At 72.5% G+C, this 25,498-nt stretch carries 21 protein-coding genes; 10 read left to right on the top strand and 11 right to left on the bottom strand.

The window, feature by feature from the left end; translation table 11 throughout:
• Window positions 1–77: 77 nt before the first annotated feature.
• The 3 genes from EL245_RS01185 to lipB form a co-directional block, all read right to left on the bottom strand.
• Complete coding sequence (locus tag EL245_RS01185) at window positions 78–794, bottom strand: DUF4191 domain-containing protein (protein ID WP_232009819.1); 717 nt, start codon at window positions 792–794, stop codon at window positions 78–80.
• 68 nt (window positions 795–862) lie between these two features.
• Entirely contained in the window at window positions 863–1,888 is a 1,026-nt protein-coding gene (locus EL245_RS01190) for a lipoyl synthase (protein WP_126381332.1), read from the bottom strand.
• A gap of 39 nt (window positions 1,889–1,927) precedes the next feature.
• Entirely contained in the window at window positions 1,928–2,668 is a 741-nt protein-coding gene (gene lipB / locus EL245_RS01195; protein WP_126381334.1) for a lipoyl(octanoyl) transferase LipB, read from the bottom strand.
• A gap of 145 nt (window positions 2,669–2,813) precedes the next feature.
• Between lipB and EL245_RS01200 the strand changes: the two genes are divergently transcribed.
• The 3 genes from EL245_RS01200 to EL245_RS01210 all read left to right on the top strand — a co-directional run bounded on the left by EL245_RS01200 (window position 2,814) and on the right by EL245_RS01210 (window position 5,592).
• Window positions 2,814–4,304, top strand: a complete 1,491-nt coding sequence (locus tag EL245_RS01200; protein ID WP_126381336.1) for a protein kinase domain-containing protein — start codon at window positions 2,814–2,816, stop codon at window positions 4,302–4,304.
• 62 nt (window positions 4,305–4,366) lie between these two features.
• Window positions 4,367–4,609, top strand: a complete 243-nt coding sequence (locus EL245_RS01205; protein WP_126381338.1) for a hypothetical protein — start codon at window positions 4,367–4,369, stop codon at window positions 4,607–4,609.
• 2 nt (window positions 4,610–4,611) lie between these two features.
• Complete coding sequence (locus EL245_RS01210) at window positions 4,612–5,592, top strand: Clp protease N-terminal domain-containing protein (protein ID WP_232009820.1); 981 nt, start codon at window positions 4,612–4,614, stop codon at window positions 5,590–5,592.
• A 36-nt stretch (window positions 5,593–5,628) separates the two neighbouring features.
• Here the strand turns inward: EL245_RS01210 and sucB are convergent, their stop codons facing one another.
• From sucB to EL245_RS01225, 3 genes are all read right to left on the bottom strand, one after another.
• Window positions 5,629–7,287, bottom strand: a complete 1,659-nt coding sequence (gene sucB / locus EL245_RS01215) for a 2-oxoglutarate dehydrogenase, E2 component, dihydrolipoamide succinyltransferase (RefSeq protein ID WP_126381340.1) — start codon at window positions 7,285–7,287, stop codon at window positions 5,629–5,631.
• A 34-nt stretch (window positions 7,288–7,321) separates the two neighbouring features.
• The gene (gene lpdA, locus EL245_RS01220; RefSeq protein WP_126383859.1) at window positions 7,322–8,674 is read right to left on the bottom strand and encodes a dihydrolipoyl dehydrogenase; all 1,353 of its coding nucleotides are present in this window, start codon (window positions 8,672–8,674) and stop codon (window positions 7,322–7,324) included.
• Between the two features lie 334 nt (window positions 8,675–9,008).
• Window positions 9,009–10,574 (bottom strand): leucyl aminopeptidase, encoded by a 1,566-nt coding sequence (locus EL245_RS01225; protein ID WP_126381342.1) that lies wholly within the window; start codon window positions 10,572–10,574, stop codon window positions 9,009–9,011.
• Window positions 10,575–10,685: 111 nt separating this feature from the next.
• On the opposite strand from EL245_RS01225, the gene EL245_RS01230 reads away from it, so the two are divergent.
• The gene (locus EL245_RS01230; RefSeq protein ID WP_126381344.1) at window positions 10,686–11,207 is read left to right on the top strand and encodes a hypothetical protein; all 522 of its coding nucleotides are present in this window, start codon (window positions 10,686–10,688) and stop codon (window positions 11,205–11,207) included.
• A gap of 78 nt (window positions 11,208–11,285) precedes the next feature.
• On the opposite strand, the gene EL245_RS01235 is transcribed toward EL245_RS01230, so the two are convergent.
• The 3 genes from EL245_RS01235 to EL245_RS01245 are packed head-to-tail and all read right to left on the bottom strand — an operon-like array spanning window position 11,286 to window position 14,679.
• Window positions 11,286–11,981, bottom strand: a complete 696-nt coding sequence (locus EL245_RS01235) for a hypothetical protein (protein WP_126381346.1) — start codon at window positions 11,979–11,981, stop codon at window positions 11,286–11,288.
• Between the two features lie 19 nt (window positions 11,982–12,000).
• On the bottom strand, window positions 12,001–12,627 hold the full coding sequence (locus tag EL245_RS01240; RefSeq protein ID WP_126381348.1) for an ATP-binding cassette domain-containing protein: 627 nt from the start codon (window positions 12,625–12,627) through the stop codon (window positions 12,001–12,003).
• 12 nt (window positions 12,628–12,639) lie between these two features.
• A complete protein-coding gene (locus EL245_RS01245) occupies window positions 12,640–14,679 on the bottom strand; it encodes an alpha/beta hydrolase family protein (RefSeq protein ID WP_126381350.1) in 2,040 nt (679 codons plus the stop codon).
• Window positions 14,680–14,939: 260 nt separating this feature from the next.
• On the opposite strand from EL245_RS01245, the gene dxs reads away from it, so the two are divergent.
• The 4 genes from dxs to pflA all read left to right on the top strand — a co-directional run bounded on the left by dxs (window position 14,940) and on the right by pflA (window position 20,751).
• Window positions 14,940–17,045 carry a 1-deoxy-D-xylulose-5-phosphate synthase gene (gene dxs, locus EL245_RS01250; RefSeq protein WP_126381352.1) on the top strand — a complete coding sequence of 702 codons (2,106 nt, stop codon included), beginning with the start codon at window positions 14,940–14,942 and terminating at the stop codon, window positions 17,043–17,045.
• A 380-nt stretch (window positions 17,046–17,425) separates the two neighbouring features.
• Window positions 17,426–19,546 (top strand): pyruvate formate lyase family protein, encoded by a 2,121-nt coding sequence (locus EL245_RS01255; RefSeq protein ID WP_126381354.1) that lies wholly within the window; start codon window positions 17,426–17,428, stop codon window positions 19,544–19,546.
• A gap of 58 nt (window positions 19,547–19,604) precedes the next feature.
• On the top strand, window positions 19,605–19,850 hold the full coding sequence (gene grcA2 / locus EL245_RS01260; RefSeq protein WP_126381356.1) for an autonomous glycyl radical cofactor GrcA2: 246 nt from the start codon (window positions 19,605–19,607) through the stop codon (window positions 19,848–19,850).
• A gap of 22 nt (window positions 19,851–19,872) precedes the next feature.
• On the top strand, window positions 19,873–20,751 hold the full coding sequence (pflA, locus tag EL245_RS01265; protein ID WP_126381358.1) for a pyruvate formate-lyase-activating protein: 879 nt from the start codon (window positions 19,873–19,875) through the stop codon (window positions 20,749–20,751).
• 38 nt (window positions 20,752–20,789) lie between these two features.
• Here the strand turns inward: pflA and EL245_RS01270 are convergent, their stop codons facing one another.
• Window positions 20,790–22,082: an HRDC domain-containing protein gene (locus EL245_RS01270; RefSeq protein ID WP_197719429.1), complete on the bottom strand. Its 1,293-nt coding sequence runs from the start codon at window positions 22,080–22,082 to the stop codon at window positions 20,790–20,792.
• Between the two features lie 10 nt (window positions 22,083–22,092).
• The gene (locus tag EL245_RS01275; RefSeq protein WP_126381360.1) at window positions 22,093–22,692 is read right to left on the bottom strand and encodes a DUF3000 domain-containing protein; all 600 of its coding nucleotides are present in this window, start codon (window positions 22,690–22,692) and stop codon (window positions 22,093–22,095) included.
• A 228-nt stretch (window positions 22,693–22,920) separates the two neighbouring features.
• On the opposite strand from EL245_RS01275, the gene EL245_RS01280 reads away from it, so the two are divergent.
• Window positions 22,921–24,186, top strand: a complete 1,266-nt coding sequence (locus EL245_RS01280; RefSeq protein ID WP_126381362.1) for a carboxylate--amine ligase — start codon at window positions 22,921–22,923, stop codon at window positions 24,184–24,186.
• Window positions 24,187–24,241: 55 nt separating this feature from the next.
• Entirely contained in the window at window positions 24,242–25,450 is a 1,209-nt protein-coding gene (locus EL245_RS01285; protein WP_126381364.1) for a lipid II:glycine glycyltransferase FemX, read from the top strand.
• Window positions 25,451–25,498: the final 48 nt, after the last annotated feature.

Raw genomic sequence — 25,498 nt, forward strand, 5'->3', positions numbered from 1 at the left:
ACGCAGGCGTGCCACCGGGATGTCCTCGGTGTTTCACGCCAGCGGCCCCTGGCTGCTCACACGGTGAGACGGGCGGCTCAGCGCCCCCGCATGGCGCGCCGGTCCGGGCGCACCTTGGTCGGGTCGATGCCCTTGGGGATTCCCGGCCCGCGGCCGGGCAGGGAGGTGAGCCGTTTGGTGACCTGGGAGATCTCGGCGTCGGTGAGCCTGGTCGGCTTGGTGGGCAGCTTGCGCATCGTCGAGGACAGGTCGGCGAGCCGCGTCTGTCCGGTCTCGGCGCCGACGTGGATGACGTGGACGGGCACGGTGGACAAGAAGCGCTTGAGGGCCTTGCGCTCGTCGGCCACGAGGGACTGGGTGCGTCCGGTGGGGCCCTCGACGACGAGGACGATCCCCGGGCGGCCGACGACCCGCCACACGACGTCCTGGGTCTTGAGGTTGATCGCAGCCGGCTCGGACTCGACGTACCAGCCCCGCCCGATCTGGTCGAGGGCCGCCTTGGCCGCTCCCGGGTGCCCCTCGATCTGGGTCAGGGAGGCCCGGCGCACGGTCAGGGACAGGATGACCATGTCGGCCACGAGGGACAGCAGGACGGCCATGACCAGCCAGTACCACAGTGCCTGTCCCGTGGCCGTGGCCAGCAGGACCGCCAGGCCGATGATGAGGAGCGGGGCGCCGAGCAGCGCCCACCCGACCCACGGGTAGGAGCGCCGCGAGATCGTGTAGGAGTCCTTGATGTTCTGGAAGTACCGTGCAAGGCGCGACTTCCGGGCGAGGGCGGGGATCGTGCTCACGGTCAACCACGATAGCCGACGACGGCGCTGCACCCGGCCCCGGTCTGAGGAGGTGCGGCGCCCCGGCCTCAGGACCCGGAGCCCCCGTGGCGCGCGAGGACCGCGCTGGCCTCCTGGCGGGCCGTCACGGGCTCGGCCAGGTCACTCATGCTGGCGGGAATCGGCCGACCGGCGGCGCGCATCGCCCGGCCCCACAGCATCCCCGACCGGTAGGACGAGCGCACCATCGGTCCGCTCATGACGGCGCTCACTCCCCGCTCCTGGGCGAGGGCGGCGAGCTCGATGAACTCCTCGGGCTTGACCCACCGGTCCACCGGGTGGTGCAGGGGGGAGGGGCGCATGTACTGGGTGATCGTGAGGATGTCGACCCCAGCGGCCACGAGGTCGTCGACGGCCTCCTCGACCTCCTCGCGGGTCTCGCCCATGCCCAGGATGAGGTTGGACTTGGTGAGCAGCCCCGCCCGTGACGCCGCCGCGAGCACCTCGAGGCTGCCCTCGTAGGAGAAGGCGGGGCGGATGCTCTTGAAGATCCTGGGCACCGTCTCGAGGTTGTGGGCCAGGACCTCCGGGCGCGAGGAGAAGACCTCGGCCAGGGACTCGGAGCGGACCCGGAAGTCGGGGATGAGCAGCTCGACGCCGCAGCCGGGCACCTTGGCGTGGATCTGGCGGGCGGTCTCGGCGTAGAGCCAGGCTCCGCCGTCGGGTCGGTCATCGCGGGCCACGCCGGTGACCGTGGCGTAGCGCAGCTGCATCTGGGCCACGGAGTCCGCCACGCGGGCCGGCTCGTCGGTGTCGTAGGCGGTGGGACGGCCGGTGGCGATGTCGCAGAAGTCGCAGCGGCGGGTGCAGATCTCGCCGCCGACGAGGAAGGAGGCCTCCCGGTCGTTCCAGCACTCGTAGATGTTCGGGCAGTTCGCCTCGGCGCACACGGTGTGGAGCCCTTTGTCGCGGACCAGGCCCCGGACCTCCTGGTAGGTCGGGGAGACGACGGCCCTGGTCCGCAGCCACTCGGGCTTGCGCTCGATGGGGGTGGTCGCGTTGCGCGCCTCGACGCGCAGCAGACGGCGCCCCTCGGGGGCGACGGTCTCGGTCACGGCTGCTCCTTTCCGGCGCGGCGGGTACGGCCGCCCAGTCTATGCCCGGTCGACGGCGGTCTGGGACCCAGGACCCAGACCGCCGTCGAGCTCGGCAGTGGGCTGGGCCACGAGGGGTGCGAGGTGCCGTTCAAGGGCGGCTGCTACCTCGGGGGCGAGGTCGGCGGCGCGCAGCCTCATGCCGGTCTCGGCCGCCAGTGAGGTCACCGAGGCGTCCGCGATGCCGCAGGGGATGATCCTCTCGAGGTCGAAGGCCGACAGGTCGGGGTCGACGTTGAGCCCGATGCCGTGCATCGTCACCCCACGAGCCACCCTGACCCCCAGCGCGCAGATCTTGCGCTCCGTGCGGCGCCGGGCCTCTGCGGCCCCCGGCTCAGCAGGCACCCACACCCCCGAGCGGCCGGCGACGCGGGTCGTGCTCACCCCACGGCCGGCGCAGACCTGGATGACGGCCTCCTCCAGCGCTCGCACGTACCGGATGACGTCGATGGGAGCCGCGAGCCCGACGACGGGGTAGACGGTCAGCTGTCCCGGCCCGTGCCAGGTCGCCTTGCCCCCGCGGTCGACGTCGACGACCGGGACCGGGTGCACGGCCTGGGGGTCGGGCCGCTCCCAGGAGCGGGTTCGCCGGCCCACGGTGTAGACGGGCTCGTGCTCGAGCAGGACGAGCGTGCTCGGCCGCTCGCCGTCGACCACCTCGGCGTGAACCCGGCGCTGGAGCGCCCACCCCTCGGCGTAGGGCACGAGACGCTCGCCGATGCCGAGGTCGATGCGCTCCACGGCCACAGCCTAGATGATCGGCTCCCCGCTCCTGGTCAGGGGACCCTCCGGAGGACGGACCTGGGGTGCCTCGCATGTGACCTGTTATCCACAGAGGAGGTCCCGGGGGTGGCCGATGCGCAGGTCCGGTGCGGACCATGGTGGGATGAGGATCACAGCCCTGCTTTCCCGACCGTCCGGCGACGACGACCCCGATCCCGACCCCCTGGGCGAGGACCCGGCCCAGGTACTGGCTGCCGCAGGGGTCTGCCTGGGAGGCCCGATGGGTCGGGACCGACCCGGGCACCTCGCCCCGCGCCGGGGCCTGGACTCCCACGGGCGCGACGTCGTCGTCCACCTCGTCGACCTGCCCGAGGGAGCCGAGGGCGCCCGGACGCTGCGCAGGCTCGCCGACCTGCGCGCCCGGCGGCACCCGGGCCTGGCGCCTGTGCGCGATGTCATCGCCCTGCCTCAGCGGCGCGCGGCGGTCACCGTCGATCTCGTGGCGGGGGCCGACCTGGCGGTCGTCCTGGGTGCTCGCGGCGGGCTGACCCGGGGTGAGACCTCCAGGCTCCTCGAGGACGTCGGCGGCGCCCTGGCCCACCTCCACGAGTGCGGTCTGACCCACGGAGACGTCTCCCCGGCCAACGTCGTCGTGTCCTGCGACGGCGGCGCGGTCCTCATCGACATCCTGTCCGGGGCCCTGGAGAGGGGCACCGACGGCTGCTCGGCGCCCGAGCGCGACCGGGGGTCCCCGGCAACAGCCGCCTCGGACGTCTACTCCCTGGCCGCCCTGCTGCGTACGTGCACGGCCGGGACCACGACCCTGGCGGCACGTGTCGACAGGGTCGTGGCCGACGCGCTGGAGGCCGACCCTCGCGCCCGGCCCACCGCCCGGGACCTGACCGCCCGGGTCCCCGAGCTGGGCCGCCCCGGTGTCATCGAGCTGCCCGACGGCGCGCGCCTGGCCGCCGGGGCGCTGCGGGCGGCCGCTGCTCGGCCCACCCGGCTCGTGTCCTCCCGGCGCAACACGGCCCCGGGTGCCTCGGGGGAGGCGAGCCGCGGTACGGCGCGGCGGACGGTCACCGGCGTTGCCGCTCTTGTGCTCGCAGGGGCCATGGCGGTCGCGGTGGTGCGACCGCCCGTGACCGAGCCCGCCCGCATCCCTCCCGCAGCGGGCTCCCGTGCCACCGCCACGGGCACGCCCTGGGCGGCTGCGACGACGGAGCCCGGAGCCGGCGGCGGCGTGACGGTCGGGGGCGAGCCCGACCTCGTGACCGTCGTCGTCGAGCTGGCTGCGGCCCGGGACGCGGCCCTCGGCGAGGCGGACGGACAGGCGCTGGCGGCCACGACCGTCCCCGGCTCGCCCGCGGCCCTGGCTGACCAGGAGGTGGTCGCCGCGCTCGAGGCCGCGGGGGAGAGGGTTGAGGGGCTCCAGACCCACGTGGCCTCCGTCGAGCAGGTCGAGGTCCCCGCCGCCGACGCCGCGCGGTGGCCGGGGGCCACCGCGGTCCAGGTCACCCAGTCGCAGGCCGCCTCGACGCGGGTCTCCGGTGACGGCGGTCGGCGCACCGTCCCGGCCAGGCCCGCACGGCAGATCGTCCTCGTGCTCGTGCCGGGGCCGTGGCGGGTGGCGGCGGTCCACGAGGCGAGGTGAGGAGGGCGACCCGCAAGCAACATAGGTTGACAGGATGGGAGTTGTCAACCTATGTTGCTTTCATGGATGTTGAGAGCACCGTCGCCGCGGCGGTGGACACGACCAGCCCGCAGGCGGGCCTGAGCGCCGTCGCCGCACTCAGGCGCCTGGCCGACACCCTCGAGCTCGCCCAGGTCGAGGCGGCGCTGCGCGCCGGCATGGGCTGGCCCGAGATCGCTGAGGCGCTGGGCGTCTCTCGCCAGGCCGTCCACAAGAAGTACGCCAGGCGCGTGGCCCCCGGCCTGGCCCCGACCCGCAGGAGATGACGATGACACGCTCAACGACCATGAGCCACTACTCGACCTGGATGAGCGCCTCGATGGCGGAGGCCGCTCGTCTGCGCCATCGAGAGATCGAGCCCGAGCACCTGCTCCTGGGCCTCATCGCCCAGGGTGGTACCGCGGCCCGTCTCCTGGGGAGCCACGGGGTGACGCTCGCCCGTGCGCGGGCGGCGGTCGACGAGCTCGCAGACGCCGACCTGGCGACCGTGGGCATCCACCTGCCCGACGGTCTGCGGCCCGCCCCCCTGTCCCCGGCCGACCTTCACACCGGCACCGACCACGGACGGCTCCGCCTGTCCTCCGGCTCCGAGGCGCTTGTCGAGCGCGGCTCCGGGCCGACGACCACGAGCCTGGAGGCCCTCAGGGCGCTCACCTCAGGAAACGGCCCCGCCAGCAGGCTCCTCCAGCACCTCGAGGTCGACCTGACCGACCTGCGGCTCCAGCTCGAGACGGCCTGCGCCCAGGGCGCCGCACCCGCCGAGCCTCATGCGGGGCGCCCCCGGACGACCCAGGACTACGCCGCCTACGGGCTCGACCGGGTTCTGTACGCCGAGCGCTTCGTCTCAGCGCCGCCGAGCGAGCTGGCCGCCCTGCTCGGCGACCCCGAGAGCCTCAGGCTGTGGGCCGTGTCTGGCAAGGACGTCGTCGAGCAGCGAGACGACGGGATCGTCGAGCGCCAGACCTCCCGCCGTGGCACGGTGCTCATGCGCTGGCGCCTCGAGGACCGCCAGGAGGGGCGCGTCGTGTGGTCGTGCACGATGGCCTCGGGGCGCTACGACGGCACGACCGGTTTCGTGCGCGACATCCGGCTGGTGGCAGCCCCCGGAGGCACCCTGGTGCACCTGAGCCTGGCCCACCGCACCTTCGGGCGCCTCGGCCCGGTGGCCTACCGCCTGAGCTGGCGATGGACACGCCTGGGGCTGGAGCACGCGCTGATCTCGATCGCCCGCGCCGTCGCCGGGTCCTGAGCACCGCCACGACCCGGCGACGGCCCGGTCAGCGGCTCACAGGCCGAGCTCCCCGGCGAAGTCGCCCTCCTCGAGGCGCTTCCTCACGGTCGCCAGGTAGCGGGCCGCGTCGGCGCCGTCGACGAGCCGGTGGTCGTAGGACAGCGCGAGGTAGCACACCGAGCGGATCGCGATCACCTCACCGCCGTCGACGTCCTTGACCACCCGGGGCAGCCGACGGATGGCGCCCAGACCGAGGATGGCGACCTCGGGCTGGTTGATGATCGGGGTGTCGAACAGGGCACCGCCGCTGCCGGTGTTCGTGATCGTGAAGGTCGAGCCGGAGAGCTCGTCGGGGTTGACCTTGTTGTCCCGGGTGCGTGCCGCCAGGTCGTTGATCCGCTTGGCCAGGCCCGGGATGTTGAGGTCCCCGGCGTTCTTGACCACCGGCACGAGCAGGCCGCGCGGGGTGTCCACCGCGATGCCCACGTGCTCGACGTCGTGGTACGTGACCTCCTTGCCGTTGATCGAGGCGTTGACCTTCGGGTGGGCCTTGAGAGCCTCGGTGGCGGCCGCCACGAAGAAGGGCAGGAAGGTGAGCTTCGTGCCGTTGGTGGCCAGGAAGTCGTCCTTGGCCCGGGCACGCAGCGCCGCGATCCGCGTGACGTCGACCTCGACGACGGTCGTCAGCTGGGCGGAGGTCTGCAGCGAGTCGACCATCCGCTCGGAGATGACCTGGCGAAGCCTGCTCATCTTCTCGGTGCGCCCGCGCAGCGCGGTGTCGACCACCGGTGCGCTGCGAGCCGGCGCCGCCGGGGCTGGCGCCGCCTGGGCCGGCGCGGGGACGGCCTGAGCGGCCTCCGCCGCCCTGCGGGCCTCGTCGGCCGCGGCGGCCGCGGCCTCGATGTCCTGCCGGCGGATGCGTCCGCCGATACCGGTTCCCGTGACCGTGGCCAGGTCGACGCCCTTGTCCCGGGCGAGCTTGCGCACGATCGGGGTGACGTAGGCCGTCGCTGCCGGGCCCGGCGCCGGGGCGGCCGGGGCCGTCTCCGGTGCGCCCGCGGGCTCGGGTGCGGGCTCGGTGGTCGTGGTCGCCGGCTCGGGGGCGGCGGGTGCGGGCGGGGCGGCCTCGGCCGGGTCGCCGATGACGGCCAGGACGGTGCCCACGGCGACGGTCTCGTCCTCGGCGACCCGGATCTCCAGGATGGTGCCGGAGACGGGGGAGGGGACCTCGGTGTCGACCTTGTCGGTGGCGACCTCCAGGAGAGGCTCGTCGGCCTCGACGGTGTCGCCGACCTTCTTGAGCCACGACGAGACGGTGCCCTCGGTGACGGACTCGCCCAGCGCGGGCATCGTCACCTCGGCGCCCTGGGCCTGGCCGGCCGGGGCCGCCTCCGGTGCGCCTGCGGGTTCGGGTGCGGGCTCGGTGGTCGTGGTCGCCGGCTCGGGGGCGGCGGGTGCGGGAGGGGCGGCCTCGGCGGGGTCGCCGATGACGGCCAGGACGGTGCCCACGGCGACGGTCTCGTCCTCGGCGACCCGGATCTCCAGGATGGTGCCGGAGACGGGGGAGGGGACCTCGGTGTCGACCTTGTCGGTGGCGACCTCCAGGAGCGGCTCGTCGGCCTCGACGGTGTCGCCGACCTTCTTGAGCCACGACGAGACGGTGCCCTCGGTGACGGACTCGCCCAGCGCGGGCATGGTGACGGACTCAGACATGGTTCCTCAGTCTCTCTATCGCTCGGTGGTCGGGTCAGCCGTGGTTGTGCAGGGGCTTGCCTGCCAGGGCCATGGCGGCCTCGCCGATGGTCTCGTTCTGCGTGGGGTGGGCGTGGAGGAGCGAGGCGACGTCGTCGGCCGTGGCCTCCCAGGACACGATGAGCTGGCCCTCACCGACCTGCTCGCCCATGCGGGCGCCGATGGCGTGGAACCCCACGATCGTGCCGTCCTTGAGGGCGACGAGCTTGACGAAGCCCTGGGTCCCCAGGATCTGGCTCTTGGCATTGCCTGCGACGTTGAACTCGCTGGTCACGACGTTCTCGGCGCCATGGACCTCCGCGGCCCTGGCCTCGCTCAGCCCCACCGAGGCGATCTCCGGCTCGCAGAAGGTGACCTTGGGGACCAGGACGTCGTCGACCGGGCGCGGGTCGAGCCCGGCGATCGTCTCGGCCACGACGATGCCCTGGGCGAAGCCGCGGTGGGCGAGCTGGACACCAGGGACGATGTCACCCACCGCCCACACGCCGTCGACGCTCGTGCGCCCGAGCTCGTCGGTGAGCACGAAGCCGCGGTCCATGGACACCCCGACCTCCTCGTAGCCCAGACCGGCGGTGGCCGGGCCGCGCCCCACCGCGATGAGCAGGACCTCGGCGTCGTAGGTGCCGCCGTCAGCGGTGCGCACCCTCACCCCGGTGTCCGTGCGCTCGACGGACTCGAACATCGTGTTGGTGCGGAAGGCGATCTTGCGCTTGCGGAAGGCCCGCTCGAGCTGCTTGGAGATCGCCTCGTCCTCGGCCGGCACGAGGCGGGGCAGGCCCTCGATGATCGTGACGCTCGAACCCATCGCGGCCCAGGCGGAGGCGAACTCGACACCGATGACACCGCCGCCCAGGACGATCGCGGAGGACGGGACGTGATCGAGCTCAAGAGCCTCCTCACTGGTCATGACCGGACCGGAGATCTCCTGGCCGATGGTCTTGGACACCGAGCCCGAGGCGAGCACGATGTTCCTGCCTGTGTAGCGCCGCCCGTTGACCTCGACGGCGTCGGGGGCCACGAGGCGCCCCCAGCCGTGGACCAGGTCGATGCCCCGAGAGGAGACCAGGCCCTCCAGGCCCTTGTACATGCGGGTGATGATGCCGTTCTTGTAGGCCTGGACGGCGTCCATGTCCACTCCCTTGTAGGCGGCCCTCACCCCGAGAGCCCCGGCCTCGCGCACCGCCTGGGCCGTCTCGGCCGAGTGGAGGATGGCCTTGGTGGGCACGCAGCCGCGGTGCAGGCAGGTACCGCCGACCTTGTCGGCCTCGACCAGCGCCACCGAGAGGCCGAGCTGGGCCCCACGCAGGGCCGCTGCGTAGCCGCCCGATCCGGCCCCCAGGACGACCATGTCGTAGACCGAGTCCGTCGAGTCCGCCGAATCCGTCGTGTCCGTCGCGTCTGTCACGAAATCACTCCTCCATCGATGTACTCCGCCCGCCCGGGACCCGTCCGGACGGGTCCCGGGCACGGCGGCACTGCCGTCATTGTTCCACCTGGACGGCCCGCCCATGCCCCGACAGGCGTCCCGGACGGGGACCTGAGTCCTGTTCGTGCCGTGAGACCGCTCACCTCTGGGGCGCCGACGGGCCCCAGGACAGCTCGAGCCATGGTCCTGGGCAGGGGCTCCGGCAGGATCGGCAGAGTCTCTGGCAGGGCTTCTGGCAGAGTCTGGCAGGTCGGTCTCAGCCGCGTCGGCGGAGGAGCTCGAGGAGGGTGGCCACGCCCGCTCCCGTCCCTCCCACCGGGGTCAGGCCCCAGGCCGAGGCGTCGTTGTAGGCCGGTCCGGCGATGTCGAGGTGGGCCCACGGGGTTCCGGCGGTGAACTCACGCAGGAACAGGCCTGCCGCGAGCATCCCGCCAGCCCGGGACGACGGCAGGTTGCGCAGGTCCGCGAAGGACGAGTCCAGCCCGCTGCGCAGGTGCTCGGGCAGGGGCATCGGCCACATGGCCTCGCCGGCCGCGCGGGCGCTGTCGAGGACCTGCTCGCGCAGGCCCGGGGTGCCCATGACGGCGCTCACCCTGTCCCCCAGCGCGACGAGCTGGGCACCGGTCAGGGTGGCGACGTCGATGAGCGCGCGCGGGGACTCCTCGACCGCGCGGGCGAGCGCGTCGGCCATGACGAGGCGGCCCTCGGCGTCGGTGTTGATGATCTCCACGGTCGTGCCCCCGTACATCGTCACGACGTCGCTGGGGCGCTGGGCGCCTGCGCCCGGCATGTTCTCGGCCAGCGCGAGCCAGCCCGTCAACCGGACCGGCAGGCCCAGGCGCGCGGCAGCCAGGACGACGCCGAGCACCGTGGCGGCACCGGCCATGTCCGACTTCATCTCGGGCATGGACGCCGCCGGCTTGAGGGACAGCCCCCCGGAGTCGAAGGTGATCCCCTTGCCCACGAGGGCGAGGTCGGCTGCAGTCCCGGCGGGGGCGTCCTGCGGGGCCCACGACAGGCGCACGAGCCGCGGCGGATGCACCGAGCCGCCGCCCACGCCCAGGATCCCGCCGAAGGCCTGGTCGGCCAGGTCGAGCTCGTCAAGGACCTCGGCACCGACACCCACCTGGCCTGCCAGCTCCACGGCGCGCTCGGCGAAGACCGCGGGTGTGAGCCTGTTGGGCGGCTCGTTGACGAGGTCGCGCACGAGGTGGACGGCCTCGGACAGGGCCTCGGCCCGGTGCACGGCCTCCACGGCCCGTGGGGAGTCGGCCAGCGGGGTGGTCACGACGATCCGGTCGACAGGGGCAGGGTCGGGGCCCTCACGCCAGGCGTAGGCCCCCAGCAGCGCGCCCTGGGCCACGGCCTCGAGCTCCTCGTCGGTGGCTGCGGGCAGCAGGAGGGCGGCGCTCGAGGTGCCCGCCAGCGCCCGGGCGGCCCGGCCGGCCGCCCGGCGCAGCACCGCCGCTGCGTCGGCGCCCAGCGCCGACAGGTCGTTGTCCTCGGTGCGTGCTGAGCGCTCCAGGTCCTGCCCGGTGCCCACGAGCAGGACGCTCCGGGCGCGCAGGGCGGGGCCGACCGCCTGCGCGGGCAGGCGCAGCACCGTGTCGAGCGCGCCGGTGAATCCCAACTCGCGCGCCAGGGCGGGCAGGGCCTCGAGCTCGAGTCCCGTGGTGTCGACTCCCTCGGTGAGCAGGACCGGCGCCGGGGCCTCGGGGTCGGACGTGCGGTCGGTGCGGGCCGTGGGGCTGGAGGCAGCCAGGACGAGGACCTGGACGTCGAGGTCGGGAGGCGGGCAGGACGAGAGGCTGAGCTTGTTCATGAGCGGCGATGGTACTGTCCACTGGTCAGTCCCGCGTCACCGGTCCCGTCGTGCGCTGCACGTCCGACGGGCGCCAGTGAGCCCGCCACGAACGAGGAGACCCTGTCGCCGATGTCCGGTCCCGAGCCCGCACGCGCCCCCGAGGTCCGGCCTGTTGAGGACCGGCGCCGCCCCGCCTACGGCTGGGGCCGCCTGCTCGTGGCCGTCTTCGCAGTCTTCGGCGTCGTCGTCCTCGTTCCCGCCGCCGTCGCCCTCGTCCGCGACCCGGGCCGGGCTCCGGTCATCGGGTCGCTCAACGTCGCCGCGGGGCTCCTGTTCATCCTGCTGGCGGTCTGCGTGGCCCACAACGGGCGCAGGATGCGCCTCGTGGGCTGGATGAGCCTGACCGCGCTGCTCACCGGGGCGCTGCTCGTCGGGCTGCTCACGTGGACGGGCACCGCGCCGCTGCTGGCTGGCTCGGTCTGGGCCCACGGCGGCAGGAGGCTCGCCTTCCTGCCCCTTGCCCTTCCGGTGGTGGCGGGGGTGTGGATGTGGATGAGCGACCCGAGGCGCATCGTCGTCACCGCCGAGCGCTTCACCGACCTGTCCGAGTCGCTCTCAGAGTCGATCAGCGCGGCGCGCCGCGAGCACTGACCGCCCTCGTCGGCAGGCGGTCCCAGTCGGGCTGAGCCGTCTCGGGGGACGGCTCGGACGGTGCTGAGAACCGCTCAGTCAGCCGTTCAGGTACACGATGTGCTTGCGCGAACGAAGCGTGGCCGAGCTCGCCAGGTACCCGCAGGTGATCAGCAACGCCATGTACGCTCCTGAGTGAATCGCTCCGTCGCTCATGTCGCCCCTGCCCTCGATGGCGTAGTCGAGAAAGCTTCGTATGCCCCACAGCGGCAAGGCCTTGGCGCTGCCGCGCTCGGGGTCGATGATGGTCTGAAGGCCGACGATCGTGATGAGGACGAGCATGCCCTCGAACTCTCGAGGGACGAGGCGTCCGACGAGCATCCCCAGCGGGACCGACAGCCAGACCGACGCGGTCAGCGCGGCGACGACCGCCCACGCGGACTCGACGTCCTGATCCAGCAGCACGACGCCGCAGTACAGGATCGCGGCGCAGGAGGCGACGGCGAGCAGCCCGAGCAGGCGACCGCAGTACAGGGTGGCCACCCTGGCGCCGTTGAGGCGCAGCCGAGGCTCGATGGGAAGCGCTGCCTGCATCGAGAACAAGGAGACCGTGCTGATCGCCCAGGACAGTCCCATGCACGCCATCCGAATCCCCTGCCAGCCGGCGTCCGAGCGCCGCGCGGCATAGAACGCGAGCGGCACCATCGCCAACGCGACGAGCGCCCACCTCCTGGCGACGAGCTCCTTGACCGCGATCTGCGCGGTGCAGGACAGGAATGAAAGCTCTTTCTTCATGATCAGCTCACGATCGTCGTCATCTTCCCAGATCCAGAACGTGGTCGACGCGATTGAGCTCGCGTAGCAGGTGCGTGACGACGATGACCGCGACCCCTGCCCGACAGAAGTGATCGATCAGCTGCCAGAAGTCAAGATAGCTGCCCTCGTCGAATCCCTGGTACGGCTCGTCCAGGAGCAGCACCCGAGGGCGGCCCAGCGCTGCACATGCGAGGTTGAGCTTCTGTGCGTTTCCTCCGCTGAGGTGGCGGACCTGCTTGGATCCGTCAAGGTGGCCGAGGAGGTCACCCATCCCGGAGACCTCCTCTTGCGCGTCACCGTATGTCATGCCGAGGCTCGACCCGAACCACCGGTAGTGGTCCTCCGCTGTCAGGAAGGCGCCGAGGCTCGCATTCTGGGGACAGTACCCGGCGCGCCCGGACAGCGTGACGGTCCCCGAGGTGGGAGTCACCATCCCGGCGCATATCTTGAGGAGGGTCGACTTCCCGCACCCGTTCTCTCCGATGATGGCAAGGGACTCTCCTGCCTCCAAGGAGAAGCTGACAGAGTCCAGCACCGGCTGTCGTCCGTACCTCATCGAGACACGGTCGACCTCGATCGCGGGTCCGGCGACCTCGTCGTGACCACGGGCCGTGCTCCGGTCCATGTCTGCCTCCGGTCAGCGGGGGGTGGTCGGCGTCCCGGCCGCCTCCTGGCGGCCGAGATTCTCCACGGCGACCGAGCCGCGGTCCTGCTCGGGGGAGTCGATGCCCCACACCTGGGTGTAGAAGCTCAGCTCGCTGTGGTAGGCGCGGTGGATGCTCGCTGCCATGCGGAACCCGTGGCCCTCGCCGTGGAAGACCTCGAGGGCCACCGGCTGGCCTGAGGCCCGGACCGCCTCGTACATCGCGGTCGCCTGCTCGGCGGGGACGATCGGGTCCTCGCTGCCCTGGAGGAGCAGGAGCGGGGCGTTGATGTCCTCGATGTGGCTGAGGGGGGAGCGCTCGGCCAGGACCGGGTCCTGCGGCCCGGAGGCGCCCGTGAGCGTCTCGATGTACCGCGCCTCGAACTTGTGGGTCGTACCCACCAGGCGGGCCAGGTCGGCGATGCCGAACAGGGAGGTGCCCGCGCTGAACACCTCCGAGCGCACGAGAGCCCGCAGCGCGGTGAAGCCACCTGCGGAGGCGCCGCGCACAGCCACCCGGGCAGGGTCGACCCGCCCGGAGTCGATGAGGAACTGCGCGCCGCTGGCCACGTCGTCGGCGTCGTAGACCCCCCAGCTGCCGTTGAGGGCCTGCCGGTACGCCGAGCCGTAGCCTGACGAGCCGCGGTAGTTGACGTCGAGGTAGGCGAAGCCCCGGCTCGTCCAGTACTGGATGGTCAGGTCGTAGCCGGGCCGCGCCATCTCCGTGGGGCCTCCGTGGGCGCCCACGATAAGCGGCGGCAGCTCACCTGCCGGGGCGCAGTGCGTCGCCGAGGTCGGCGGGTAGAAGAACCCGTGGGCCGTGGCCCCGTCGGTCGTGGGCCAGGACAGGGGCTCGGCGAAGGAGATCCCGTCGCGCTCCGCGGTGAACTCCCCTGAGCCCCGCAGCACGACGACCTCGCGGCCCTTGACCTCCACGATGCTGGGCAGGCCGATCTCGGAGCCGGCGAGCATGACGACACGGCCCGCCGAGGAGGCGACGTTGCCCGCCGGCTGCCACCCCACGTTCCACTCCTCGAGCTCGCCGTTGCTCAGCCTGACGGTGCCCAGGTGCCACACCCCGTCACGGGCCCACGAGGCGATGAGGTGCTCGCCGTCGAGCACGTCGAAGTGGTGCGGCCCGAGCGTCCAGGCGGGGGAGGAGAAGGTCGCCTCGGCCGGGTGCAGCGGCCGGGTGCGCAGGGCCTTGGTCCACCCCGTCCGGTTCGTGCCGCGTCGGGGGAAGCCCTCGGTGCGGTACAGGTTCCAGAAGCCCGAGCCGTTGGCCACGTGAACGAGGTCGCACTCCTCGGTCCACCTCGGCTCGCCGGCGCTGTGGCCCGCGCCGCCGTCGACCACCGTCTGCTCGCCCAGGGTGCCGTCAGGCCTCAGGTCGCCCACGTGCAGCCTCGCCTCGTCCCAGGGCATGCCGGGCTGGTCCCAGCACACCCAGGCCAGGTGCTCCCCGTCGGGGGACAGGGTCGGGGCCACGACGAAGTCCGTGCCCGAGACCACGGTCCTCACCCCCTGGTCGTCGCGGGCCGCGGAGCCGTCCAGGGGGATGGCCACGAGGCTGTTGACCGGCTCGCCGGGGCCCCGGTGGTCCTCGCGCACCGCGTAGACCAGGCCGCGCTGGGTGTCGATCTCCAGGTCTCCGTGGCGCACGTCCCCGTAGATCGTCAGCGGGACGAGCCCGCGCATGCGGTGGGCGACGTCGAAGCGGTACAGCCGCCCGTCCCCGGCGTGGGAGACGACGATGATGCCGCCGTCCACGGCGTAGGCGCGGCCCCCGTACTCGTGGACGCGCGTGCGCACGTCGACGAGCTCGTCGGATGGGGTCAGGGGCAGGACCTCACCGATCTGCCCGTCGCCGTCGCGGCGCAGCAGCACCTGGCGCCCGGCCTGGGAGGCGCGCTGCTCGACCCAGTAGGTGTCCGGCCCGTCGACACGGACCTGGGACAGGCGCACGGTGCGCGTCGTGATCGTGCCGGGGGTGATCGGAGAGGGCCAGGTCCCGTACGGCGCTGTCGTGCTCATGCTTCCTCCTGGGGGTGGGGTGGACGACGGGCTGTGCCCTGCGTCGCCCCAACTCTACGTGCTCGCACCTGCTCCGGGGGAGGTCGGCACGACAGGTAAGACGCCAGGTGGGGCCCGGGACGTCAGCCCCTCGAGGTCGGGTCGGCGCGGGCGGTGCCCGCCGGGGACCGGTGTGGCCCTATGCTGTCGTCTCATGCCGGGGTGCGCACGAGCGGCGCCCGCGGCCGACCACGAACCACACGACCGGGAGGGCAGCGTCCATGACCGACCACACGGCCGTCCGCCGGGCGCCGGACCCTGCTGCGGACCCTGCTGCGGACCCTGCCTCCGACCCTGCCACTGACGCCGTCGACCTGAGCACGCAGGCTCCTGCCGCGCTCGCCACCGCGCTCGCCCCCCTGCCCGCCACCCCGCTGCTCTCGCGGGTCCACCGGCCCGGTGACCTCCAGCGGCTGACGAGCGACGAGCTGGTGGCCCTCGCCGCCGAGATCAGGGCCTACCTCGTGGCGACCGTGGCGCGCACCGGCGGGCACCTGGGTCCCAACCTCGGCGTCGTCGAGCTGACCATCGCCCTGCACCGCACCTTCACCTCGCCGCGGGACACGATCATCTACGACACGGGCCACCAGTCCTACGTCCACAAGCTCCTCACCGGACGCCAGGACTTCAGCCGCCTGCGTGAGCGAGGCGGGGTGTCGGGCTACCCGGCGCGTGCGGAGTCCGTCCACGACGTCGTCGAGAACTCCCACGCCTCGACCGCCCTGTCCTGGGCGGACGGCATCGCACGGGCCAACCACCTCCAGGGCCACGACGAGCGCCACGTCGTGGCCGTCATCGGCGACGGGGCCATGACCGGCGGCATGGCCTGGGAGGCGCTGGACAACATCGCCGACTCCGACGACAAGCACCTGGTCATCGTCGTCAACGACAACGGGCGCTCCTACGCCCCGACCATCGGCGGGCTGGCCCACCACCTCGACGCCCTGCGCACCAACCCGGGCTACGAGCGCATGCTGGCCGGCGTCAAGCGCACCCTGCTCACCCAGGGGGCCCCCGGGCGCGCGGCCTTCGACGCCCTCCACGGCCTCAAGCGGGGTCTCAAGGACGTGCTCGTGCCCTCCGCCTTCTTCGAGGACCTCGGCATCAAGTACACCGGACCCGTCGACGGCCACGACATCACCGCCCTCGAGTTCGCCCTCACCCGGGCCAGGCAGTACGCCGAGCCGGTCATCGTCCACGTCATCACCCAGAAGGGACGCGGGTTCACCCCCGCGGAGAACGACGTCGCCGACCGGTTCCACGCCGTGGGCCGCATCCACCCCGAGACCGGGCTGCCGGTCGTGGCCTCGCGCTTCGGCTGGACGGCCGTCTTCGCCGAGGAGATCCTCAGCCTCGCCCGCGCCGACGAGCGGATCGTGGGAGTCACGGCGGCCATGCAGCAGCCGGTGGGGCTCCAGCCGCTCGCCGACGCCCTGCCCGGTCGCGTCATCGACGTCGGCATCGCCGAGCAGCACGCCCTGACCGCCAGCGCGGGCATGGCCTTCGCCGGGCTCCACCCCGTGGTCGCCCTCTACGCCACCTTCCTCAACCGGGCCTTCGACCAGCTGCTCATGGACGTCGCGCTCCACCGGGCCGGGGTGACGGTCGTGCTCGACCGGGCCGGCCTGACGGGCACCGACGGCGCCAGCCACAACGGCATGTGGGACATGGCCCTGCTCGCTCACGTCCCGGGCCTGCGCCTGGCCGCCCCCCGCGACGAGCCGACCCTGCGCGAGGCGCTGCGCGTGGCGGTCGGTGTCGAGGACGGCCCCACGGTGGTCCGCTATCCCAAGGGCTCCCTGCCCGAGCCCCTCACGGCCGTGCGGGTCGTGGGGGCCGGCGACCAGGGCGCGGCCCGTGACGGCGACGAGGAGCCCTTCGGGGCCGTCGACGTCCTCCTCGACCACCGGGGCGAGGGCACCTCCCCCCTGCTCCTCGTCGCCGTGGGGGCGATGGCCCCCCAGGTCGTCGCGGCAGGCCGGACCCTGGCCGAGGAGGGCCACGACGTGGTCGTCGCCGCTCCCCGCTGGGTCGTGCCCGTCCCCGGGGCCCTGGTCGAGATGGCCCTGACGGCTGCCGGCGTGCTCGTCGTCGAGGACGGGCTCGTCGACGGCGGCATCGGCTCCCAGCTGCGCGACGCCGTCGACGAGGCCCTCGCCGAGGCGGGCGCGCACCCCGGTCCGCGCGGTCGGGGCCCGGTCGTCGATCGACTCGGCGTCCCGCGCCGGTTCCTCCCCACGGCCTCGCGCGACGAGCTGCTCGCGGACTTCGGCATGGACGAGGCGGGCGTGACCGATCGTGCCCGGCGCCTGGCCGCCCGCTGCTGACTGCCCCGCACCGCCGTAGCGCGGCGGCTCGATCCTGGGACGCCGGTCCTAGGGTGTCGTCCCGCCCGAGGACCTGGGCGGCCACCCGAGACCCCTCCGCCTCAGGCCGGGTGCGTCACACCGGTGCGCCCGGCACGAGAAGCCAGGCTGTCCGCGAACGGGACCTTCGTCCTCACCTGCTCGAGCTCCGCTCGCGCCTGTGAGTGATCACACGAGGGGGAGGGCATCCCGGGGGCGGGATGGCGACGGCGGCGGCCTAGGCTGGTCGCACCGGCAAGCACCCCACGACGACCCAGCGACCACCCCGCCAGGACCTCTCGCCCCACAAGGGCGCGCACCCACGGGGCGGACACCAGCCGCCCATCCCGAGGAGGGAACGGATGACCACTGACCTCGCAGCACCCGCGACGACGCAGGACACGACCGGCCGAGACGCGTGGGAGGGATTCGCCACCGGCCCCTGGACCGAGCAGGTCGACGTGCGCGACTTCATCCAGCGCAACTACACCCCATACGAGGGGGACGCCTCCTTCCTGGCCGGCCCCACCGACAAGACGCTGCGCCTGTGGGAGACCCTCGAGCGCGACTACCTCGCCGCCGAGCGCAAGGTCCGCGTCCTCGACGTCGACACCGACACCCCGGCGGACATCGACGCCTTCGCGCCGGGCTACATCAGCGACGACGACGACGTCATCGTCGGCCTGCAGACCGACTCCCCGCTCAAGAGGGCGATGATGCCCAACGGCGGCTGGAGGATGGTCGAGACCGCGATCAAGGAGGCCGGCAAGGAGGTCAACCCCGAGGTCAAGCGGATCTTCACCCAGTACCGCAAGACCCACAACGACGCCGTCTTCGACATCTACACCCCGCGTATCCGGGCCGCCCGCTCCTCCCACATCATCACCGGCCTGCCCGATGCCTACGGCCGGGGCCGCATCATCGGTGACTACCGGCGCGTGGCCCTCTACGGCGTCGACCACCTCATCGCCGACAAGCAGCGGGCCAAGGACGCCGTGGCCGACCAGCCCTTCTCCGAGCACTGGGCGCGCTACCGCGAGGAGCACTCCGAGCAGATCAAGGCGCTCAAGAAGCTCAAGACCATGGCCGCCTCCTACGGCCACGACATCTCCCGCCCGGCCGCCACGGCCCACGAGGCGGTCCAGTGGACCTACTTCGCCTACCTCGCCTCGGTCAAGTCCCAGGACGGTGCGGCGATGAGCATCGGGAGGCTGTCGGGTTTCCTCGACATCTACGTCGAGCGGGACCTGCGCTCGGGGACCATCGACGAGACCGCAGCCCAGGAGCTCATCGACAACCTCGTCATGAAGCTGCGGATCACCCGGTTCCTGCGCACGATCGACTACGACCAGATCTTCTCCGGGGACCCCTACTGGGCGACGTGGTCCGACGCCGGCTTCGGGGAGGACGGCCGCCCCCTGGTGACCAAGACGTCCTTCCGTCTGCTCCAGACCCTGCGCAACCTCGGCCCGGCCCCCGAGCCCAACATCACGATCTTCTGGGACGAGTCCCTGCCCGCGGGCTACAAGGACTTCTGCGCCCTCATCTCGATCGAGACCTCCTCGATCCAGTACGAGGCCGACGAGCAGATCCGCGCCCACTGGGGCGACGACGCCGCCATCGCCTGCTGCGTGTCCCCGATGCGCGTGGGCAAGCAGATGCAGTTCTTCGGGGCGCGCGTCAACGCCGCCAAGGCGCTGCTCTACGCCATCAACGGAGGACGCGACGAGATGACCGGCAAGCAGGTCGTCACCGGCCTTCCCGGCATCGAGGGCGACGGCCCCCTGGACTTCGACGAGGTGTGGGACAAGTACGAGAAGATGCTCGACTGGGTGGTGGCCACCTACGTCGAGGCCCTCAACATCATCCACTACTGCCATGACCGCTACGCCTACGAGTCCATCGAGATGGCGCTGCACGACTCGGAGATCATCCGCACGATGGGCTGCGGCATCGCCGGCCTGTCGATCGTCGCGGACTCCCTGGCCGCCATCAAGTACGCCACCGTCACCCCGGTGCGCGACGAGACCGGCCTCGTCGTCGACTACCTCACCGAGGGGGACTTCCCGGTCTACGGCAACGACGACGACCGCGCCGACGACATCGCCGCCACCGTCGTCCACACGGTCATGTCGAAGATCAAGGCCCAGCCCTTCTACCGTGACGCGATCCCGACCCAGTCGGTGCTCACCATCACCTCCAACGTCGTCTACGGCAAGGCGACCGGCTCCTTCCCCTCGGGCCACCGCGCCGGCACCCCCTTCTCTCCCGGGGCCAACCCGGAGAACGGCATGGACACCCACGGCATGGTCGCCTCCATGCTCAGCGTGGGCAAGCTCGACTACACCGACGCCCTCGACGGCATCTCGCTGACCAACACGATCACCCCCCAGGGACTGGGGCGCACGATCGAGGAGCGCGTGGCCAACCTCGTGGGCATCCTCGACGCCGGATTCGTCCCCGAGGACGACCCCGGCGCGTGAGCGGCGACGCCCTCCCCGACACCACGACACACCAGAACGACACAGGAAAGGGGCCGACATGCCCACCTACGAAGAGCGTCTCGCCTCGATGAAGGCCCAGCGTCAGGACAACGGCGGCGTCAAGGGCCTGTACCACGCCAACATCAACGTCCTGGACCGCAACACCCTCGAGGACGCGATGGAGAACCCGGAGAACTACCCGAACCTCACCGTGAGGGTCTCGGGCTACGCGGTCAACTTCGTCAAGCTCACCCGCGAGCAGCAGCTCGACGTGCTCAACCGCACCTTCCACTCCCAGGCCTGAGCCCGCCCGGCGGGTCGCTGCCATGACTGAGGGAGCACCCCCGGTCCCCGCGGGCGGCCGGGACCAGGACTTCCTGGCCCCGGCCGCCCGTCTGCGCGGTGCCGGCATCGGAGGCCTCGAACAGCTGAGCGACCTCGAGCGCTCCGAGCGCCTGAGGCGGATGCGCGAGGGCACCCTGGGGTCCATCCACTCCTGGGAGCTCGTCACCGCCGTCGACGGACCGGGCACACGGATGACGGTCTTCTTCAACGGCTGCCCCTTGCGCTGCCTGTACTGCCACAACCCCGACACCTTCCTCATGCGCGACGGCGAGCCGGTCGAGTCCGACGAGCTGCTGCGCCGGATGCGGCGCTACAGGAGGGTCTTCAGGGCCTCCCGGGGCGGCATCACCCTGTCGGGCGGTGAGGTGCTCATGCAGCCCGCCTTCGCGGCCCGGCTCCTGTCCGGGGCCAAGGAGATGGGCATCCACACCTGCCTCGACACCTCCGGGTACCTCGGCGCCAACGCGAGCGAGGAGATGCTCGATGACGTCGACCTCGTGCTCCTCGACGTCAAGAGCGGGGACGAGCAGACCTACTCGAGGGTGACCGGTCGCGAGCTCGCCCCCACGATCGCCTTCGGAGACCGCCTGGCGGCCAAGGGCATCGAGATCTGGGCCCGCTTCGTGCTCGTGCCGGGACTGACCGACGACCCGGCCAACGTCGAGCGTGTCGCACGCCTCGTCGAGCGCTGGTCATCGGCGGTCAGCCGCGTCGAGGTGCTTCCCTTCCACCAGATGGGCGCGGACAAGTGGGACGCGCTCGGGCTGGACTACCGGCTGCGCGACACCCGGCCTCCCGAGCCCGAGCTCGTCGAGCACACGCGCGCGATCTTCCGCGCCCACGGCATGACGGTGCACTGACCTGCCGCTGAGCTGAACAGCCCTGAGCGGGGTCGGTCTCAGGCGAAGGCTGCGAGGGCGGCCGAGAGCCTCGGGGCCGCCTGCTCGACCTGCCAGGGCCGGGCCTCGAGCCGGACCAGTCGGGCGGCCACGGCTTCGGTTCTGACGTCGGCACTGCCCTGGGCGCTGTGCTCCTCGCCGATCTCCCAGGCGAGGTGGCGCTGGGTGTCGGGTGCCAGGAGCAGCTCCTGAGGGACACGGATCGCCTCGGCGCGCTCGCGCACCGTGAGGCGGACGACCTCGAGGGCCGCAGCCGCCTGTGCGTGGTGACGCGCCCAGGAGCGGGGGCGCGGCAGCTCGCCGTCGGGCAGGGGGGCGTGCAGCGGGGGCAGCTCCTCCTCGGGCAGGGCCAGGGCGCGCTCGAGGGCGGCCCACCACAGGTCCATGTGCTGGCGCGCCTGCCGGGAGGAGAACTCCTTGAGGGAGGCCAGCTTGCGCCGTGAGGACGGCCTGGCCACCGCCGCTGCGACGAGGGCGTGGTGCGGCAGGATCTTGGACGGGCTGCGGTCCAGGTCGACGGCGAGCCGCTCACGGGTGGTCCACATCTCGCGCAGCACCGCCAGGGATCGCCGAGAGCGTACCGCGTGCCCCGCCCGGGGGGTCTTGCGCCAGGGATCGGTCTTCGAGGGGCGTGGTGGCCTGGTGCGCACGTACTCGAACTCCTGGGCGGCCCACTCGTCCTTGCCCGCGGCCGAGAGCTCATGGCCCAGCGCCTCTCGCAGGGGCACGAGGAGCTCGACGTCGAGGGCGGCGTAGACGAGCCAGGACTCGGGCAGGGGGCGGGTCGACCAGTCCGCCGCGGCGTGGTCCTTGGCCAGGCGCAGCCCGAGGGTCTCCTCGGCCACGGCGCCCAGCCCGACATGTGCCCGGCCCAGGAGTCGGGCCGCCAGCTCGGTGTCGAACAGCAGTCGTGGGCGCAGGCCCAGCTCGGCCAGGCACGGCAGGTCCTGGTCGGCGGCGTGCAGCACCCACTCCGGCCCGTCCAGCACGTCGGCGAGCCCCGTCAGGTCACCGGCCGTGACCGGGTCGATGAGCACCGTCCCGGTCCCGTGGCGACGGAGCTGGATGAGGTAGGCGTCCTGACCGTAGCGGAAGCCGGAGGCCCGCTCGGCGTCAACGGCCACGGGCCCGCTGCCGGCCTGCAGGGAGGCGACGACCCCGCGCACGCCGTCGGGGGAGTCGGTGACGGGGGGCAGCCCGTCAGCGGGACGGCGGTAGTCACGGACCATCTCGGCGGGGACGGGGTGGTCTGTCGTGCCCGGGACCCTGCCGGGACCCGGGGTGGTGGGCATCACCCGGTCCTCACTGGTTCGTCGCCAGGCTCAACGGCGTGGCGCTCAGGGGCTCGTGACCCGCGGCGACGTGGATGAGGGCGTACCAGGCTGCCAGGTGGGGCCCGAGGTCGGGGGTCGTGGGGGTCCAGGAGGCCCGTATCTCGGCGTGGGTGCAGGAGTCCGTCAGCTCCAGGCCTCCGAAGGTCTCGGACATGACTGAGGTCACCGTGCCCACGAGGGCGTGGTAGCCGGCGCCGGCCTCGTCGAGCGCCTCGGTCAGCCAGGACCAGGCCGCGGTCCCCAGCAGGGGGTCGGCCCCGATCTCCTGGTCGAGACGGGCGCGGGCCATGACGACGATCCTGAAGTCGCCGTCCCAGGCGTCCTGCCCGTCAGGGTCGTGGAGGACGACGAGGCGACCCGAGGCGATGGGCGTGCCGGCCTCGTTGTCAGTGGTCTCCGCCGTCAGGGCGGCCGCGTAGGGCGCCAGGCGCTTGGGGGCGGGAACCTCGTCGAGGATGAGGCGGCGCGGCCTGGGCGCGTCCCTCAGGGACAGCAGCGCCTCCTCGAACCGTGGGGGGAGACCGGGCGTCGCGTCCTGCGATGCGCCCGTGGTGGAGATGAACGTCACCGGATCAGGCTACCGGCGCCCTCGCCCGCCACGAGCGCAGGCACGCCGAGCCCCGTGACGTCGTGTTGTATTCGTTGCACCACCTCGGTCCCCGGGCGGCCCGGGCGGGCCGCCCGGGCCGGGGCAGGTCCTGGTGACCCGGGACACGACGGCTCCACAGGAAGGCCACAGCGGTCTGGGTTAGGGTGAGCCGACCGCTGGGACGAGGCAAGAAGGAGCGACTCCCGCATGACCACCGCGCCGGACCCGGCACCCGCGCCGGACCTGACCCCTGTCCTGCTGGGAGGCGACATCGGCGTGTACGCGCTGGCCCGTTGCTTCCACGAGGCGTACGCGGTGCGTTCCACCGTCATCGCCCCCGCCCCCACCCAGGTCATCACGAGGTCGCGCATCGTCGACGCCGTCGAGCTCGGTGCGGCCTCCAGCCCCCGGGACTACGTCGACGCGGCCCTGTCGGTGGCGCGCCGCGACCCCGGTGCCAAGCGCATCCTCCTGGCCAACACCGACTGGCACATCAAGGTCATCAACGACCACCGCGAGGAGCTCGTCGAGCACTACGCCCTGCCGGTGGTCGACGCCGCGGTGGCCGCCCGCGTGAGCGACAAGGTCGAGTTCGCCAGGATCTGCGCTGAGCTCGGGGTGGACACGCCGCGGACCGTCGTCCAGGACTTCTCCGGTGCCGACGAGCCGGGCTGGCGTCCCGCTCAGGTCACGGGCCTCGGGTTCCCCCTCGTCGCCAAGCCCGCCGTGTCGAGCGAGTACAACGACCTCGTCATGGAGGACAAGAGGAAGGTCTTCATCCTGGCCGACGCCGGCGAGGCCGACAGGCTGTGGGCCAGGCTGCGCTCGGCCGGCTTCCGCGGCGCCTTCCTCGCCCAGGAGCTCATCCCCGGTGACGACACCGCCATGCGCTCCCTGACCGCCTACGTCGACTCCACCGGTCGGGTGAGCCTGACCGGGTCGGCACGGGTCCTGCTCGAGGACCACGCGCCCACGATGCTGGGCAACCCTGTCTCGATGATCACCGAGCCCTTCGACGAGCTCGTCTCGCAGGCCACGAGACTGCTTGAGCACGTGGGATACCGAGGTTTCGCCAACTTCGACATCAAGGTCGACCCCCGCGACGGCCGGGCGCTGTTCCTCGAGGTCAACCCGCGCATCGGGCGCAACTGCTACTACATGGCCGCCGCGGGGCTCAACCCCGCGCGCACGGCCGTGCGCGACCTCGTCCTGGGGCGGCCCGAGGCCCCGGCCCGCTTGGAGGACGAGGTCCTCTACTCCCTCCTGCCTCACCGCCTTCTGCTGCGCTACCTCCGTGACGAGGCGCTCGTGGCCCGGGTGCGCGGGCTCGTGCGCGCGGGCGCCACCGCCAACCCGCTGCGCTACCGGGCCGACAGGACCCTGGCACGACAGCTGGTCGTCACCGCGCAGGAGCTCAACCAGTACCGCAAGTTCGCCCGTTACTACCCGGAGCCGACCGACTCCTCCTTCTGACCCGTCGCAGGCCCCACCGCCCCGACCCCCACGACACGACGCCCCGGGAGGGACCATGAGCACCGAGAACGCTGAGAGGACCGCGGAGAGCACCCCTGAGAGCACCGCCGACGCCGCGCAGGCTGCGAGGCCGGCGGGAACGATGCGCCGGGTCGACTGGGAGACCTTCCGGCAGATCGCCGCCCGGGCCGGGGTGACCCTGCCGATCGAGCAGACGAGCGCCTGGGACGCCTTCGACGCCGCGATGGAGGCTCGGGAGCCCTGGGGCAGGGTGGTCTACTACGGAGCCGACTCCACGCCGCGGGCCCTGGTCGCGCTCAGCCGCATGGAGGTCCGGGGCCTGCGCTACCTGTGGGCCCGCCACGCCCCGGTGTGGCTGGGACCGGCACCCGACGCCGTCGAGGAGGCCGAGCTGCGCGAGCTGCTCGTGGCCGGGGTGCGCCACCACGACCGCAGTATCGTGTTCGTGCGCCTGCACGCGGCCCACCGGGCCGAGGGACTCCACGAGCTCCTTCAGACCATGACCTACGACCGGACGGTGGTCATCGACCTCGACCGCTCCGACGACGAGGCCGTGCTCGCCTCCTTCAAGTCCCGGGGCCGTCGCGACGTGCGCAAGGCGCTGCGCAACGAGGAGCTCACGTACCACGATGAGACCGAGCGCGCCGAGGAGGTCTTCGACGAGTTCTACGACATCCTCACCGAGACCGGTGAGCGAGACGGCTTCCGCGCCGCCTCGAAGGAGACCTACCTGACGATGCTGCGCTCCTTGGGGCCGCGCCACGCCCGCCTCTACGTCGCTCGCCGCAAGGGCGGGGAGGCGCTCGTGTGGTCCCTCGTCACGGTCTGGGGCGACCAGGCGCTGCGCTACTACGCGGGGTCCTCGGCCGAGGGGCGCAGGATGCGTGCCGCGGACGCGCTGGTCTACAAGGAGGCGTGCTGGCTGCGCGCCGAGGGGGTGCGCCGCTACGACCTCATGGGGGTCGACTCCGAGCGGGTCCCTGAGCTCGCCGGAGTGCGGGAGTTCAAGAACAAGTTCGTCACCGACGGACCGGTCGACGTCCCCGGGGCCTGGGACGTGCCCGTGCGCCCGCGCCTGTACGCGGCGATGGTCGCGGCCCTGGACGCCAAGCGCCAGGTCCAGGCGGGTGTGGGCACCGTGCGCCAGGGCCTCGGACGGGCGGCCGGGGCGCTGCGCCCCCAGGACCCCCAGGCCCCGGCCGGGACCGGGGGCGAGGAGGAGGCCGGGTCCGGGCGGTCCTGACGGCTCGGCCCGCGCGCCTCCTGCGTGCCCGGGGCCGGGACCGTCACG

Origin of the sequence: Actinomyces howellii (assembly GCF_900637165.1) — a bacterium.
GTDB classification, from domain to species: Bacteria; Actinomycetota; Actinomycetes; order Actinomycetales; family Actinomycetaceae; genus Actinomyces; species Actinomyces howellii.